We start from the raw sequence: 14622 nt of genomic DNA on the forward strand, positions 1-14622 counted from the left end.
GGTTAGCGCATCTTGTCGATGACCAGGCGCGCTACCCCGTTCTTACCCGCATTCGTCGGGTGATACGGCGGCGTGCCGGGGAAGCCCTGCAGCCACGGGTCGGGCGAACACACTGTGTGCGCCTTTCCGGTCTGCGACGGCTGGACGAGCATCGAACCGGTCGCGTGAGCGGCCTGTGCGGTGACCGCTGCGAGGGAATCGGCGACGACTCCCGTTTCGACGATCTCCCACGGCGCGAGCGGCAACTTCCGGCAGGCGACGTCGGCGACCGAGACCACCGGCGGATAGTCGACGAACACGATCTTCGCCTTCGGAGCGCGGGCCCTGATCGCGTGCACGATCTGCTCCATCCGACGCTCGACCGAGGCGAACGACGCGGGGGCCGGCGCGGGCGACGGGGTCCGATTCGCGTTGCAGTGCAGCGGGTGGACTCCGGCCATCGCAAGGTTCACGCAACTCTGGACTCCGAGCCGACCGATGTAGCCGACGTCGTTGCCACCGGTCGTGAGCGTGACGACATCGGTGTCCGAAGTGACGGCGTCGATCTGGGGAGGCTTGTGGTAGCGCTTGGACGGCTTCAGAATGTCGGAGGTCGTGGACCCCGCGCAGGTGACGTCGACGAGTCGGTATCCGAGAGCGTCGGCCACCTTGTTCGGGTAGTTGTCCTGGCTTCGACCGCAGTTACTGGGGCCGCGTCGATTCGATTCCGGTCCGGATGCGAACGAACTGCCCATAGCGACGTAACGGGGTTTCTCGACAGGCGAATTCTGGGCCGCCATCAACGGTCGAGCCGAAGCAGTTCCGTCGGCGTCGCGCGCAGTCGCGATCGAAACGCCGACACCCGCCACGACCGCCATCGTGAGTACGACGATCAGAACGCGCGACAACGGGATTCGAGACGAAAGCATGACTCGTAGTTTCACACAGGAACCTGTGAAGAACACGAATCCCCAGGACGTTCCGCGTGTGATCTTCGACCTGGACTCAAGACACGAGTGTCACCCTCGCGGAGGACCGAAGTTCGGCGGCTGCTGGCCATAGTTCGGGGGCTGCTGGCCGAAGTTCGGGGGCTGTGCGGGACCGAAGCCGGGCTGCGGACCGAAACCCGGGCCGATCGGACTCTTCGGTCCGCCGAGCTTCTCCGGGAACACCGTGGCGAGCATGGCCACGGCGCCCACCGCCAGAGCGATCAGCGAGAAGACGAGAGTCAGCCACAGGCCATACCCTGCGCTCGCATCGCTGCCGTCCACGTCCCCCACGTCGCCGCCGAATGCTCCGAGCGGATCCGCGACGAAGACGATGGTGGCAATGGTCGTCGCGAACCCCGCGGCGGCGACGATGACCGCGCCGATGCCCGGGAAACGACGAACGGCGAGCAGGGCACCGCCCACGATGAGGAGAACGCCGAAGACGATCGTCCAGATCGCCGGCGACCCCGGGCCGTCACCGCCGGATTCGTCAGGGTCGATCTGCGACTCGTCGATGAGTCCGTCCGGAACCCCGTCCGGCATGCTGATGTCGACATCACTCGAGTCGACACCCACTCCGGTGACCGTCATCTCCAAGTTCACCTTCATCTCGCCTGCACCCGGAATGGGCTCAGAGATCGTCGCGCTCAGCGACAACCACGTCAGGAAGCTGAACACGATCAGCAGCACACCTACGACGACCGCACCGAGACCGACCATGAAGGTTCTCTTGTTCGGTGCAGCGGTCGGCGCGAGAAGCCGACTCTGCAACGACGGCTTCGCCGCAGGCCCGAAGTTGGGCGGCCCGAAGTTGGGCGGCGGCTGGTTAGGGGGTCCGTACGACATGATTCTGCTCCCGACTCGCTGCATTCACGACCGGCAGGAGCGCCGATCGTCGACATCTGAATCGTAGACGGCCTCCGGATTCTTGTTCGGGTCGCGTCATTCGTCCGACTCGGAAGATCCGACTCCGACGCGGGAAACGACGAACGACCGGCGGGTTGTCCGCCGGCCGTTCGTCGTGAGGGGTCTCGAGTCAGGCGTCGCTGTCGCCGCTGCCTGCCGTCTTGGTCAGTTCGACCGCGTCGTCAGGGATGTCGCGCGGCTTCTCCGAGCCGGCGAAGGTGAAGAGGGCGTCGTCGCCGTCGCCTTCGCCGTCCCAGTTCTCGACGTCGACCAGAATGATCTGGCCACCCTTGATCTCGTCGAACAGGATCTTCTCGGAGAGCGGGTCCTCGATCTCGCGCTGGATGGTGCGACGCAGCGGGCGCGCACCGAGCACCGGATCGAAACCGCGCTTGCCGAGCAGACTCTTGGCCTTCTCGGTCAGCTCGATCGCCATGTCCTTGTTCTTGAGCTGAGTCTCGACACGGGTGATCATCAGGTCGACCATCTCCAGGATCTCGTGCTCCTTGAGCTGGTGGAAGACGATCACGTCATCGATACGGTTCAGGAACTCGGGGCGGAAGTGCTTCTTCAGCTCGTCGTTGACCTTCTGCTTCATCCGCTCGTAGTTCGAGCCGCGACCGTCATCGGTGCCGCTGAAGCCCATGCCGACGGCCTTGGAGATGTCGCCGGTGCCCAAGTTGGACGTGAAGATCAGCACCGTGTTCTTGAAGTCGACCGTGCGACCCTGGCCGTCGGTGAGACGGCCGTCCTCGAGGACCTGCAACAAGGTGTTGTAGATCTCCGAATGCGCCTTCTCGATCTCGTCGAACAGCACGACGGAGAACGGCTTGCGGCGGACCTTCTCGGTCAGCTGACCGCCCTCGTCGTAGCCGACGTATCCCGGAGGCGCACCGAACAGGCGCGACGCGGTGAACCGGTCGTGGAACTCGCCCATGTCGATCTGGATGAGCGCGTCGTCGTCACCGAACAGGAAGCCGGCGAGCGCCTTCGAGAGCTCGGTCTTACCGACGCCCGAGGGGCCGGCGAAGATGAACGAGCCCGACGGACGCTTCGGGTCCTTCAAGCCGGCACGCGTACGACGGATCGCCTTCGAGACGGCCTTGACGGCGTCCTCCTGGCCGATGATCCGCTTGTGCAGCTCGTCCTCCATACGGAGCAGACGTTTGGTCTCCTCCTCGGTGAGCTTGAAGACCGGGATACCGGTCCAGTTGCCGAGGACCTCGGCGATCTGCTCGTCGTCGACCTCGGCAACGACGTCGAGATCACCTGCACGCCACTGCTTCTCACGCTCAGCTCGCTCTGCGACGAGCTTCTTCTCCTTATCGCGGAGGCTCGCGGCCTGCTCGAAGTCCTGCGCATCGATCGCCGACTCCTTCTCCTTGCGCGCGTCGGCGATGCGATCGTCGAACTCGCGCAGGTCTGGCGGAGCGGTCATCCGGCGGATGCGCATGCGTGCGCCGGCCTCGTCGATCAGGTCGATCGCCTTGTCCGGCAGGAAGCGGTCGTTGATGTAACGGTCCGCGAGCGACGCGGCAGCCGCGAGCGCACCGTCGGTGATCGACACCTTGTGGTGCTGCTCGTAACGGTCGCGCAGGCCCTTGAGGATCTCGACGGTGTGCTCGACCGACGGCTCGCCCACCTGGACCGGCTGGAAACGACGTTCCAGTGCCGCGTCCTTCTCGATGTACTTGCGGTACTCGTCGAGGGTGGTCGCACCGATGGTCTGCAGCTCGCCGCGCGCCAGCTTCGGCTTCAGGATGCTGGCCGCGTCGATGGCGCCTTCTGCGGCGCCCGCGCCGACGAGCTGGTGCAGCTCGTCGATGAACAGGATGATGTCGCCGCGGGTGTTGATCTCCTTGAGGACCTTCTTGAGGCGTTCCTCGAAGTCACCGCGGTAGCGGCTGCCCGCGACCAGGGAGCCCAGGTCGAGGGTGTACAGCTGCTTGTCCTTGAGCGTCTCGGGGACGTTGCCCGACACGATCGCCTGGGCGAGACCTTCGACGACGGCGGTCTTGCCGACGCCGGGCTCACCGATGAGGACCGGGTTGTTCTTGGTACGACGCGAGAGGACCTGCATGATCCGCTCGACCTCTTTCTCGCGCCCGATGACGGGGTCGAGCTTGCCCTCCGACGCGGCGGTCGTGAGGTTACGACCGAACTGGTCGAGGACCAGCGACGTCGACGGGGTCCCCGCGTCGGACGAGCGCCCGCCGGTGCCTGCCGTCTCCGGCTCCTTGCCCTGGTAGCCCGAGAGCAGCTGGATGACCTGCTGGCGGACCCGGTTCAGGTCGGCGCCCAGCTTGACCAGCACCTGCGCGGCGACGCCTTCGCCCTCGCGGATCAGACCGAGCAGGATGTGCTCGGTGCCGATGTAGTTGTGGCCGAGCTGCAGAGCCTCGCGCAGGCTCAGTTCGAGGACCTTCTTGGCGCGCGGGGTGAACGGGATGTGGCCGGACGGAGCCTGCTGGCCCTGGCCGATGATCTCCTCCACCTGACTGCGCACGGCCTCGAGTGAGATGCCGAGCGACTCGAGCGCCTTTGCCGCCACGCCTTCACCCTCGTGGATGAGGCCCAACAGAATGTGCTCGGTGCCGATGTAGTTGTGGTTGAGCATCCGCGCTTCTTCTTGCGCCAGGACGACAACCCGGCGTGCGCGGTCGGTGAACCGTTCGAACATTGTTCTCCCTCGATTGCTTGCGCCCCGGTCGTTGCCGCGCAACCGCGGCAGAGTATGACGACCAGCCCTACGTCCACCTTAGTGGTCGTGCCTGGCCGCCCGCTCATTACTCCGGTCTCGGGCGGACGCCGTCGACCACGATGGGGGTCTGAGGTTGACAACGCTGCACGCAGGACTGATGTTCCCGCGCGACTACGCCGTGAGCGAACGCCGCTCAATGCACCCCCGCCAGGCACGGATTCACCCGAACCGGACCCGCCGACCACATTATGCGTGTTACTTTGCGCCACACCATAAAACACTCGGCAAGTCGGGGACCGGCCATGACACGCACACGAACACGCACGCCACTGACAGTCAAGTGGCGGTACCTCACCGTGGTCGCGATCGGATCGGTGATCGCGCTGTTCGGATCGTTGGCCGTCGCGCCCGACGCGAACGCCGCCAATCACTTCTTCGGCGACATCTCCGACGTCGCCGTCGACCGAGCCGACTGCGGTCCCGGATCGAGTCCGGAGCGGGCCCTGCAGGGGCAGGTCACCGCCGAGGACCGGAACTCGGGCCGCTCACGTCGGGGCTACCACTGCAACCTCTCCGAACTCGGCAACGTCCGCGGCGCCGGGGGCGGCATCACGTCGGTCACCTACGACCACTGCAGTTACACGGGCAGTCTGTTCCCCGGGAACAATCTCGTCCGTCAGCCCGGCGTGCAGGTGGTCGACGTCGCGGATCCCAGCGCCCCGAAGGTCGTCGGGTCGTTGACGGCTCCGGCGATGCGCGGCGGCACCTGGGAGACCCTCAAGGTGAATGAGAAGCGCAAGCTTCTCGCCGCCACATCGGTCCCGTTGCTGTGGGGCGGCGGATACTTCGCCGTCTACGACATCTCCGACTGCGAACACCCGCGCCTGCTCAATCGCGGCCCCGGCACCGCGACGCCGCTCCCCTTCACCTCGCACGAGGGCGGATGGTCGCCGGACGGCCGCACGTACTGGGCGTCCGGCGTCTTCCCCGGACACCTCAGCGCCATCGACGTCTCGAATCCTGCGTCGCCGCGCGTCATCTGGCAGGGGTTGCACAGTTTCCTCGGGCACGGGTTCGGCATCTCCCCCGACGGTAAACGCATGTACCTCTCGAACATGGCGGGCATCACCGTCCTCGACATCAGCTCCATCCAACGACGAGCACGGTTCCCGCAGGTTCGACACGTTGCCGCCTACCTGTGGCCGGACGGTCAGCTCAACCAGCACTCGATCCCGGTCACCTACCACGGCAGGCCGCACATCATCACCGCAGACGAAGGCGGATCGGGCGGTGTCAAGGTGTTCGACGTGACGCGGGTCAACAAGCCGAAGTACAAGGCGCAGATCAAACTGGAGATCAACCTGCCGGAGAACCTCGACACGAATCTCCGCGACTCGATGGGCAACAGCCTGTTCAGCAGCAACCCGCACTACTGCGCGGCGGACCGCCCCGACGATCCGACAACGCTCGCCTGCTCGTGGGAGTCGTCCGGCATCCGCGTCTTCGACATCCGCGACCTGTCGAAGATCCGCGAGATCGCCTATTTCAACCCGCCTGCGCAGAAGAACGCGACAATCGTCGACCTACCGAACTCCGCGCACGTCCTCGGCTCGATCATCGGTGTCCCCGCCATCGAGTTCCTGAGTCTCGGCATGTCGATCGTGAACGGGAAGGCCAAGCTCAACGACGCGCTCGGCCCCCGTTCGGGAATGGTCGTCGGCGGCGACATGTCCACCGACTGGTGCTTCTCACCACCCGAGTTCCACGGCGACCAACTGTGGACGACGTGCTCCGACGGCGGTTTCTACGCATTGCAGTTGAGCCCGGACGTCTACACGCCGCCCGCAGACCAGGAGTCCGTCTCGGGATGACACGAGCCACCATCGCAGCGTGCGCAGTGCTCGTGGCACTCGTCGTGGCCGCCGCAGGGTTCTTCGGCGGAGTCGCCTGGGAGAACCACCGCGCCGAACAGCATTCGCACGAACCGACTCCCGCAGACATCGGGTTCGCTCAGGACATGGGCGTGCACCACGACCAGGCGATCCTGATCGCGAACACGTTGACGGCCGACGTCGCGCCGGAGATCCGCGGCCTCGCCGATCGGATCGCCGCGACGCAGACCGCGGAGGCGGCCACGATGCGCGGATGGCTGGACTGGTTCGCGCTGCCGCTCACCTCCGAACATCCGATGGAATGGATGCATCCCGGCGAGCACGAGCACTCGACACCGCCGGACCCCGACGAGCCGCCGATGCCGGGGCTCGCGAGCGCGGACGAGATCGCCCGACTGTCGGACGCCCGCGGGACGGCGGCGGAGATTCTGTTCCTGCAATTGATGACCCGACATCATCGTGGCGGCGTCGAGATGGCGACGGCCGCACAGAACTCGGACACTGCGTCGGCGGCCACCCGAAGGCTTGCGCTGTCGATGATCACCGAGCAGGGCGACGAGATCGGGCAGATGACCCTCCTGTTGCGCGCTCGTGGGGTCGCCCCGTGACTCGTCGCCTCCCCTTCGGTATGGACTCCTTCGGTATGGGCTCCTTCGGTATGGGCTCCTTCGCCGCCGTCGGCGCAGCAGCGCTGGTCGTGGCGGCCGGCCTGGTCCTCGGCCAGCCGACGGGCGCCGAGAACACCCGCGGCCACGGCGTGTTGGACGACTACGCATCGACGCCGTCGACGGCATGGACTCTGGACGACCAGTCACTGCCCGGTCTGACCGGCGACGGCGACATCACGATCGCCGACACCTCCGGCGACGACTGGCTCGTCTCGTACACCGCCGGAATCCGGCGCATGTACGTCCTCGTCGACGCCGGCACCGGCGCGCAGCGATGGGATGAGCCGGTGAACGCCGGGTTCGGCGCGTGCGCGTTCGACGAGTCTGGTGACATCGGCTGCTCGGTGCGGACGCGGACCGACGGCCCCGACAACGGCTTCTTCGTCGTCGACCGCGAGAACGGCAGCCTGGAACTGACGTCGAGAGGATCCGACACTGCGGAACTGGTCGGGCTGGGCGCCGACTTCGTGCACGTCAACGACAGCGGATACCAGGTGTCCCGACGTTCGCCGTCCGGCGACGAGCGCTGGACTCGCACGTTCGCCGCATCCGCGCGGCCGAGCGTCACGGACGGCGTCCTGACCGTCGCGACTGCGGACGGCGCACGGTTCGTCATCGATCCGGTTACTGGCGAGGATGTCGCAGCCTGTCAGGACTGCGAGGTGACGACCTACCCGACGGGACTCGTCGTCTCCCGCAGCCACGACGGCACCACGACGCTCGACTTCTATCGCGTGTCCGACGGCGTCGTCGATCCGACGCGTGTCTCGAGCGCCGACGGCCTCCGAGTGGTCCCCGGCCTGTCGACTCTGCCGGTGGTCACGGCGGCGGGCGACACCGTCCTGCAAGCGCACGGCCGCTATCAGGTCATGGATCCGGCGACCGGCGACGCCGTCTGGGAGGTCTCGGACACCGAACTGTCCAAGGCGCACACCCGCCCGTGTGGACCGCAGGTGTCCTTCGCTCTCAAGGACCGCTCACGCGTCTTCTTCGCACTCGACGACGGCTCCCGGGTCGGCGAGCTCGCCGAACCCGAGTTCGGCAGACCCGAGGCCGACGTCGACATGCTGTCGTGTGTCGGCGCGTCCGAGGACGTCGTGGTCTTCGGGAACCGGAGTCAGCTCACCGCTTTCCGTCCGTCGACCGGCGAGCAGGCGTGGGTGCTGCCGATCAACGGCGACGCGACCGACGTCGACGGGCGGATCGTGCTCAACCAGGGCTCCACGCTCAGTGTGCTGACCCCGAACTAGGTTCGCACTACCGCAGGGCTGCGCGGATCGCTTCGACGAACGGCGTGCTCGGAGAGCCTCGGAGGTCTGCGAGGTCCGTCGACGACGAGTCGAGGGCGCCCTGAGCGGCTCCGCCGTCGGAGTCGGAGAAGACGGCTGCCGCCCCCTCGGGCACGCCGGCTCCGACCAGTGCCGCCTTGTAGTCGGCGACGGGGAGGTCCTGGTAGCGGACCGGCTTTCCGGCGATCTCGCCGAACGCGGCCGCGATGTCGGGGTACGTCAAGTGCTGCGATCCCGCGAGCTCGTAGACGCGGCCGGCCTCCGGTGCGAGGAGAGCAGCGGCTGCCGCATCCGCGTAGTCGGCCCGTGCGGCCGGCGCGACCACCGCGGCGCCCGCCGAACCGGCGAAGACACCGCTGTCGATCGCGGCGGGCGCCGAGGCCGCATAGTTCTCCGAATACCAGCCGTTGCGCAGGAGCGCGTGGTCGAGGCCGCTGTCGGCGAGGTAGGCCTCGGTCTCCCGGTGTTCGGCCGCCAGCATCAACGGCGACGTGTCGGCGCCGAGCAGACTCGTGTAGGCGACGAAGCCGACGCCTGCCTTCCGTGCCGCGTCGATGACGTTCCGGTGCTGCGGCGTCCGCTTACCGACTTCCGGGCTGGAGACCAGCAGCAGGCGGTCGACGCCACCGAGCGCTGCGTCGAGGGTCTCCGGGCGCTCGTAGTCGGCGAGACGGACGACGACGCCCGCTTCCCGGAGTGGCGTCGCCTTCGCGTCGTCGCGCGCGAACGCGACGATGTCGGACGGAGCGACGCCCCGCGCGATGAGGGCAGAAATCGCCGCACCGCCGAGGCCGCCGGTCGCTCCGGTCACTGCAAACGTCGTCATGGGGTTCTCCTTCGATCGGGCGGCGCTGCCATGGACTGCAACGCCTCTACCCATTGATCATGCACTTACTTTTAGTGCAGTGCAACAGAACCAGTCAGCACGCGCGATACGGTGGGTATAAAGTGGCAGACATGACCGCGTTATCCCCGGACGTCTTCTCACGCGACTGCGAGTCCCGGCCCGTACTGCAGGACGCGACGAGCCGCTGGGGACTCCTCGCGCTCGTGGCGCTCCGCGACGGCGAGCTCCGGTTCAACGCGCTACGACGCCGAGTCGACGGGGTCAGCGAGCGGATGCTGTCGTCGACCCTTCAGTCGCTCGAGCGCGACGGATTCGTCGATCGCACTGTGTTGCAGGCGATTCCCCCACGGGTCGAGTACTCGTTGACTGATCTCGGGACCGAGGTGGCATCTCGCCTGGCAGGCCTGATCGACCTCGTCGAAGGCCGGTTGCCCGAAGTCCAGAAGGCTCGCGAGGACTACGACGAGCGCTAGCGGATCGCGAACATCTCAGCGCTCCAGGAACGCCCGCAGCGCCTTGGAGTACATGGCGACGTCGTCGACGCCCATGAGTTCACGGCAGCTGTGCATCGCGAGTTGCGGAGCACCGACGTCGACGGTCAACAGACCGGTGCGCGTCGCGGTGAGCGGTCCGATGGTCGAACCACAGGGCAGGTCCGCACGATGGACGTACCGCTGCAGCGGCACACCTGCGTCGCGGCAGGCCATCGCGAACTCGGCCTCCCCCGTCGCGTCGGACGCGTAGCGCAGGTTCTGGTTCACCTTGAGGACCGGTCCGCCGCCGACGGCGATCTGGTGGCCGTGTTCGTGCCGGTCCGGGTAGTTGGGGTGGGTGGCGTGCGCCATGTCGCCCGACGCGCAGACGCTTGCCGCCATGGTCTGCAGGAACTCGTCGCGGCCGCCGCCGTTCGCGGCGACGAGCCGTTCCAGCACGGTGACCAGGAAGTCGCTGGACGCGCCCCGCTCAGAACCCGACCCGACTTCTTCGTGATCGAACAACGCGAGCACGGTGACGCTGCGGCCCGGCCGCGCGTCGAGAAGCGCTCGCAGTCCCGCGTAACAGGTGCCCTGGTTGTCCAGTCGCGGTGCGCTGAGGAACTCACCGCCGGCGCCGACGATGCGTGCGGGCGTGACGTCGTGCGCCATCAGTTCCCAGCCGAGCACCGCTGCGGGGTCGACCTCTGCACGCTCGGCGACGACGTCGACGATGGACGCCTTCTCGTCGAGGCTCCACAGCGCGTCGACATGCCGCTGCGGGTCGAGGTGCACGCCTTTGCGGTCGTCGGACAGGTGGATGGCGAGTTGCGGGACGCGCAGGATCGGCTCGTCGATCCGCACCGTGGCGTGGGCGACGGACGAGCCGTCGGCGTACGCGAGCCGCCCGGACAGTCCGAGGTCGCGGTCGAGCCACGAGTTGAGCCAGGCGCCGCCGTACGGTTCCAGTGCGACTGTGGACAGCCCCGCGGCCCGCCGGTCCGGGTGCTGCTTGACGCGGAGGTTGGGGCTGTCGGTGTGCCCGCCGATGATGCGGAAGGGCGCACTGCCCGGTCGGCCGACAGTGTCGAGAACGGAGCCGTCCCACGCGATGATCGAGCCCCCGCGCACGACGTAGCCGCGTCGGACGTCGACAGGCCACGGCTGCGCCTCGAACACGCGCACATAGCCCGCGGCGTCGAGGGACTCGGCGACGCTCGCGCACACGTGGAACGGCGACGGCGAGGAGTCGATGAACTCGCCGAGGCCAACTGCGGTCGCCCCTGCCCCTGTCTCCATCACCGGCTCCGTCAGACGGCTGCCATGACGGCGTCGAGCGCCGAATAGAACAGGCCGAGACCGTCGTCGGACGGACCGGTGAGGGCTTCGACGGAATGCTCGGGATGCGGCATGAGGCCGACGACGCGACCGTTGGCACTGGAGATGCCCGCGATGTCGAGCTGCGATCCGTTCGGGTTGTCGCCCGCGTAGGTGAACACGATGCGGCCTTCGCCCTGCAGTTCCGCGAGGGTCTGCTCGGATGCGACGTAGCGCCCCTCCCCCGATTTCAGCGGAATCAAGATCTCGGCGCCCGGCTCGTAACGGCTGGTCCACGCGGTGACGTTCGATTCGACGCGCAGCCACTGGTCGCGGCACACGAAGTGCAGACCCTGGTTGCGGGTGAGCGCACCGGGCAGCAGGCCTGCCTCGCACAGGATCTGGAAGCCGTTGCAGATGCCGAGGACCGGCATCCCCGTGGCGGCCGCTGCGATCACTTCGCCCATCACCGGTGCGAACTTGGCGATCGCACCGGTCCGGAGGTAGTCGCCGTACGAGAAGCCGCCGGGGACGACGACCGCGTCGACGTCCTTCAGGTCGGCGTCGCCGTGCCACAGGTCGACGGCTTCGCCGCCTGCGAGGCGGACGGCACGGGCGGCATCGACGTCGTCGAGTGTGCCCGGAAAGGTGATGACTCCGATACGTGCGGTCATCGGCTGCTCACTCCGCCACTCGGGAGACGGCGAACTCCTCGATGACCGTGTTGGTCAGGAGGTCTTCGGCGATGCGCTCGAGGTCGGCGTCGCTGACCGAGTCGTCGACCTCCAACTCGAATCGCTTGCCCTGTCGGACGTCTGCGACGCCCGCGAATCCGAGACGTCCCAAGGCGCCGACGATCGCCTGCCCCTGGGGATCCAGGATCTCGGCCTTCGGCATGACATCGACCACTACACGTGCCATCAGGCAACCGCTCCTTCGGTGAGAAAGTCGTACGGCGGTAGCTTACCTGGGCCTCAGAGCGCAGCTTCGATCGCCGAGACAACTTCGGGTGCGTCGGGCTCGGTGCGTGGCCGGAACCGTGCGACGGGCTCACCGTCGGAGGAGACGAGGAACTTCTCGAAGTTCCACTGAATGTCGCCTGCTTCGCCGTCGGCGTCCGGGGTCTGTGTCAGCGCCGTGTACAGCGGATGGCGGTCGTCACCGTTGACGTCGGCCTTCTCCAGAAGCGGGAAGCTGACGCCGTACGTGGTGGAGCAGAAGGTGGCGATCTCGTCGGCGGTGCCCGGTTCCTGGCCCATGAACTGGTTGCACGGCATGCCGACGACCGTCAGCCCCTTGGGTCCGTAGGTCTTCTGTAACTGTTCGAGGGCCGTGTACTGCGGGGTGAGTCCGCACTTGGACGCCACGTTGACGACGAGCAGCGGGCCGGTCAGGTCGCCGAGGCTCATCGGCGAGCCGTCGAGTGCGTTCACCGGGATGGACTTGATGTTCGAGTGACTCATACCCCACAGCCTAATCACGGTGAGCAACCTCACGAGTCGTTGTGTTGCAGCAATAGTTGCGTGCCCGTAAGTTCTTTGAGGTGTCTTCTCCCTCTGTCGTAGACGAATCAGTCACTGCCACCTGTGCGGTGCTGTTCCGATTCCTCGACGCACTCTCGTGCCAGCAGAGCGCTCACGCTGCGGATTCACTCGCCGCGCTCGACATGCCACTCTCGCACCTGCGGATGCTCTTCACGCTGGGTCGCAAGGACGAAGCGGTCTCGGTGAACACACTGGCTGACGCGGTCGGCCTCTCGCTCGCAGCGGCGGGCCGGGGCGCCGATCGTCTGGTCGGGCTCGAACTCGTCGATCGGCGAGAAGACCCCGACGATCGTCGAGTCAAGCGACTCTCGCTCACCGACAAGGGGCGCACGCTGCTTGCCGAACAGTTCACGCAGCATTCAGACGATCTCGCTGACGTGATCGCCACACTGCCAGAGCAACTGCGAAACACCTTGCGCAGCACTCTGTCCGACGTCCTCACCCACCTCTCACCAGAGAAAGTGACCTCATGACTTCATCCGTCTCGGCCCCTGCGCCGGACAAACTCGGCCGCGATGTGTTCATCGTCGCCGGTGTGGTCGTCCTCGGCGCGATCATGTCGATCCTCGACGTGACCGTCGTCGGCGTCGCACAGAACACCTTCGCGCAGGAGTTCTCCTCGACGCCCGCAAGCGTCGCATGGTCGATGACCGGCTACACGCTGGCCCTGGCCGCCGTGATCCCGATCGCGAGTTGGGCCGCTTCACGCTTCGGCACCCGAAACGTGTACCTCGCCTCACTCGTCCTGTTCCTGATCGGCTCGATCCTGTGCGCCTTGGCCACGAGCATCGGCACCCTGGTCGCGTTCCGCGTCATCCAGGGTCTCGGCGGCGGTCTGCTCATGCCCATCGGCATGATGATCATGACCAAGGCGGCAGGCCCGGCTCGCGTCGGCTCGGTCATGGCCGTTCTCGGCATCCCGATGCTGCTCGGCCCGATCGCCGGCCCGATCCTCGGCGGCTGGCTGATCGAGATCGCGTCGTGGCACTGGGTCTTCCTGATCAACATCCCGATCGGCCTCATCGCCATCGTCTACGCCTGGTTCGTGCTGCCCTCCGACAAAGACAAGGTCCGTCCGTCGATCGACGGCATCGGCCTGCTGCTGCTGTCCCCGGGTCTCGCGCTGTTCCTGTTCGGCGTCTCCTCGAGCGCCGAGGAGTCGACGTTCTCGGTGCCCAAGGTCTACCTTCCGATGATCTTCGGAGCCCTGCTCGTCATCGGCTTCGTCTTCCACGCACTGCGTTCGAAGAATCCGCTGATCGACCTGCGTCTGTTCAAGAACCGCACCCTGATGGTCTCGGTGCTCACCATGGTGACCTTCATGATCGCGTTCTTCGGCTCGTCGCTGCTGTACCCGCAGTACTTCATCGGCGTCCGCGGCGAGACCACTCTGATCGCCGGTCTGCTGCTGGCCCCGCAGGGCATCGGCGCCATGCTGACCATGCCGATCGCAGGCAAGATGACCGACAAGATGGGGCCGGGCAAGTTCGTGCTCGGCGGCCTGGTACTCCTCGTCATCGGTGTCGGCGCGTTCGTCTTCCTCGGCCCGGACACCTCGTACCTGTACCTGTGCGGCGCACTGTTCATCCAGGGTCTCGGTATGGGCATGACGATGATGCCGATCATGTCGGCGGCTCTCGCCACCCTGAAGCCCGAACAGGTCAACGACGGCTCCACGTTGGTGAACGTCGTCCAGCAGACTGCGTCGTCGATCGGCTCCGCCGTGATCACGGTCGTCTACACCGGACTGCTGACCGCAGGCGCCACCCTCGCAATCGGTTCGAACGTCGCACCGGACATGGTGCCCACGGACGTGCCGCAGGGTGTCCTCGACCTCGGATTCGACGATGCCGCCTCGGCGTTCGCCACGACGTTCATCATCAGCACCGTCCTGGTCGCGCTGACGCTCATCCCGGCGTTCTTCCTGCCCCGCAAGAAGATCGCGCAAGCCGAAGGAGTCGAGACCCCGGTCTTGGCGCACTGACGCACACTGCGAAATGAACTGTGCCCCGCTGCG

Annotated in this window: 14 protein-coding genes; 6 read left to right on the forward strand and 8 right to left on the reverse strand. The window is 66.6% G+C overall.

Annotated elements, in window-relative coordinates; all coding sequences use genetic code 11:
* Positions 1–2: 2 nt before the first annotated feature.
* From L5G32_RS01730 to L5G32_RS01740, 3 genes are all read right to left on the reverse strand, one after another.
* Positions 3–908, reverse strand: coding sequence for an SGNH/GDSL hydrolase family protein (locus L5G32_RS01730; RefSeq protein ID WP_237009279.1), 906 nt, complete (start codon positions 906–908; stop codon positions 3–5).
* Positions 909–998: 90 nt separating this feature from the next.
* Positions 999–1814, reverse strand: a complete 816-nt coding sequence (locus L5G32_RS01735) for a hypothetical protein (protein ID WP_237009280.1) — start codon at positions 1812–1814, stop codon at positions 999–1001.
* 190 nt (positions 1815–2004) lie between these two features.
* Positions 2005–4554, reverse strand: a complete 2550-nt coding sequence (locus tag L5G32_RS01740) for an ATP-dependent Clp protease ATP-binding subunit (protein ID WP_237009281.1) — start codon at positions 4552–4554, stop codon at positions 2005–2007.
* Positions 4555–4877: 323 nt separating this feature from the next.
* Between L5G32_RS01740 and L5G32_RS01745 the strand changes: the two genes are divergently transcribed.
* Genes L5G32_RS01745 through L5G32_RS01755 form a run of 3 tightly spaced genes read left to right on the forward strand, consistent with a single transcriptional unit; the run spans position 4878 to position 8385 of the window.
* Positions 4878–6446 carry an LVIVD repeat-containing protein gene (locus L5G32_RS01745; RefSeq protein WP_237009282.1) on the forward strand — a complete coding sequence of 523 codons (1569 nt, stop codon included), beginning with the start codon at positions 4878–4880 and terminating at the stop codon, positions 6444–6446.
* Positions 6443–7075 carry a DUF305 domain-containing protein gene (locus L5G32_RS01750; protein WP_237009283.1) on the forward strand — a complete coding sequence of 211 codons (633 nt, stop codon included), beginning with the start codon at positions 6443–6445 and terminating at the stop codon, positions 7073–7075. Before L5G32_RS01745 ends, L5G32_RS01750 begins: the two co-directional genes overlap by 4 nt.
* Positions 7072–8385: an outer membrane protein assembly factor BamB family protein gene (locus L5G32_RS01755; RefSeq protein WP_237009284.1), complete on the forward strand. Its 1314-nt coding sequence runs from the start codon at positions 7072–7074 to the stop codon at positions 8383–8385. Before L5G32_RS01750 ends, L5G32_RS01755 begins: the two co-directional genes overlap by 4 nt.
* Before the next feature lie 7 nt (positions 8386–8392).
* Here the strand turns inward: L5G32_RS01755 and L5G32_RS01760 are convergent, their stop codons facing one another.
* The gene (locus tag L5G32_RS01760; protein WP_237009285.1) at positions 8393–9250 is read right to left on the reverse strand and encodes an NAD(P)H-binding protein; all 858 of its coding nucleotides are present in this window, start codon (positions 9248–9250) and stop codon (positions 8393–8395) included.
* Positions 9251–9381: 131 nt separating this feature from the next.
* On the opposite strand from L5G32_RS01760, the gene L5G32_RS01765 reads away from it, so the two are divergent.
* Complete coding sequence (locus tag L5G32_RS01765; RefSeq protein ID WP_237009286.1) at positions 9382–9744, forward strand: winged helix-turn-helix transcriptional regulator; 363 nt, start codon at positions 9382–9384, stop codon at positions 9742–9744.
* Positions 9745–9759: 15 nt separating this feature from the next.
* On the opposite strand, the gene L5G32_RS01770 is transcribed toward L5G32_RS01765, so the two are convergent.
* Genes L5G32_RS01770 through L5G32_RS01785 form a run of 4 tightly spaced genes read right to left on the reverse strand, consistent with a single transcriptional unit; the run spans position 9760 to position 12524 of the window.
* Complete coding sequence (locus L5G32_RS01770; protein WP_237009287.1) at positions 9760–11043, reverse strand: M18 family aminopeptidase; 1284 nt, start codon at positions 11041–11043, stop codon at positions 9760–9762.
* A gap of 11 nt (positions 11044–11054) precedes the next feature.
* The gene (purQ, locus tag L5G32_RS01775; protein ID WP_237009288.1) at positions 11055–11735 is read right to left on the reverse strand and encodes a phosphoribosylformylglycinamidine synthase subunit PurQ; all 681 of its coding nucleotides are present in this window, start codon (positions 11733–11735) and stop codon (positions 11055–11057) included.
* A gap of 7 nt (positions 11736–11742) precedes the next feature.
* Positions 11743–11982 (reverse strand): phosphoribosylformylglycinamidine synthase subunit PurS, encoded by a 240-nt coding sequence (gene purS / locus L5G32_RS01780; RefSeq protein ID WP_237009289.1) that lies wholly within the window; start codon positions 11980–11982, stop codon positions 11743–11745.
* A gap of 53 nt (positions 11983–12035) precedes the next feature.
* Positions 12036–12524 (reverse strand): glutathione peroxidase, encoded by a 489-nt coding sequence (locus L5G32_RS01785; protein ID WP_237009290.1) that lies wholly within the window; start codon positions 12522–12524, stop codon positions 12036–12038.
* Between the two features lie 80 nt (positions 12525–12604).
* On the opposite strand from L5G32_RS01785, the gene L5G32_RS01790 reads away from it, so the two are divergent.
* Positions 12605–13078: a MarR family winged helix-turn-helix transcriptional regulator gene (locus tag L5G32_RS01790; RefSeq protein ID WP_237009291.1), complete on the forward strand. Its 474-nt coding sequence runs from the start codon at positions 12605–12607 to the stop codon at positions 13076–13078.
* Positions 13075–14589, forward strand: a complete 1515-nt coding sequence (locus L5G32_RS01795) for a DHA2 family efflux MFS transporter permease subunit (protein ID WP_237009292.1) — start codon at positions 13075–13077, stop codon at positions 14587–14589. The genes L5G32_RS01790 and L5G32_RS01795 overlap by 4 nt, the downstream gene beginning before the upstream one ends.
* The last annotated feature ends 33 nt before the right edge of the window (positions 14590–14622 follow it).

The sequence above is a fragment of the Gordonia zhenghanii genome, from assembly GCF_021738965.1.
In the GTDB taxonomy this organism is placed as follows: domain Bacteria; phylum Actinomycetota; class Actinomycetes; order Mycobacteriales; family Mycobacteriaceae; genus Gordonia; species Gordonia zhenghanii.

What these genes read in the sequence shown, in the direction of transcription:
- L5G32_RS01730 (WP_237009279.1), bottom strand. Translation starts at nt 908, where the DNA reads ATGCTTTCGTCTCGAATCCCGTTGTCGCGCGTTCTGATCGTCGTACTC.
- L5G32_RS01735 (WP_237009280.1), bottom strand. Translation starts at nt 1,814, where the DNA reads ATGTCGTACGGACCCCCTAACCAGCCGCCGCCCAACTTCGGGCCGCCC.
- L5G32_RS01740 (WP_237009281.1), bottom strand. Translation starts at nt 4,554, where the DNA reads ATGTTCGAACGGTTCACCGACCGCGCACGCCGGGTTGTCGTCCTGGCG.
- L5G32_RS01745 (WP_237009282.1), top strand. Translation starts at nt 4,878, where the DNA reads ATGACACGCACACGAACACGCACGCCACTGACAGTCAAGTGGCGGTAC.
- L5G32_RS01750 (WP_237009283.1), top strand. Translation starts at nt 6,443, where the DNA reads ATGACACGAGCCACCATCGCAGCGTGCGCAGTGCTCGTGGCACTCGTC.
- L5G32_RS01760 (WP_237009285.1), bottom strand. Translation starts at nt 9,250, where the DNA reads ATGACGACGTTTGCAGTGACCGGAGCGACCGGCGGCCTCGGCGGTGCG.
- L5G32_RS01765 (WP_237009286.1), top strand. Translation starts at nt 9,382, where the DNA reads ATGACCGCGTTATCCCCGGACGTCTTCTCACGCGACTGCGAGTCCCGG.
- L5G32_RS01770 (WP_237009287.1), bottom strand. Translation starts at nt 11,043, where the DNA reads ATGGAGACAGGGGCAGGGGCGACCGCAGTTGGCCTCGGCGAGTTCATC.
- purQ (WP_237009288.1), bottom strand. Translation starts at nt 11,735, where the DNA reads ATGACCGCACGTATCGGAGTCATCACCTTTCCGGGCACACTCGACGAC.
- purS (WP_237009289.1), bottom strand. Translation starts at nt 11,982, where the DNA reads ATGGCACGTGTAGTGGTCGATGTCATGCCGAAGGCCGAGATCCTGGAT.
- L5G32_RS01785 (WP_237009290.1), bottom strand. Translation starts at nt 12,524, where the DNA reads ATGAGTCACTCGAACATCAAGTCCATCCCGGTGAACGCACTCGACGGC.
- L5G32_RS01795 (WP_237009292.1), top strand. Translation starts at nt 13,075, where the DNA reads ATGACTTCATCCGTCTCGGCCCCTGCGCCGGACAAACTCGGCCGCGAT.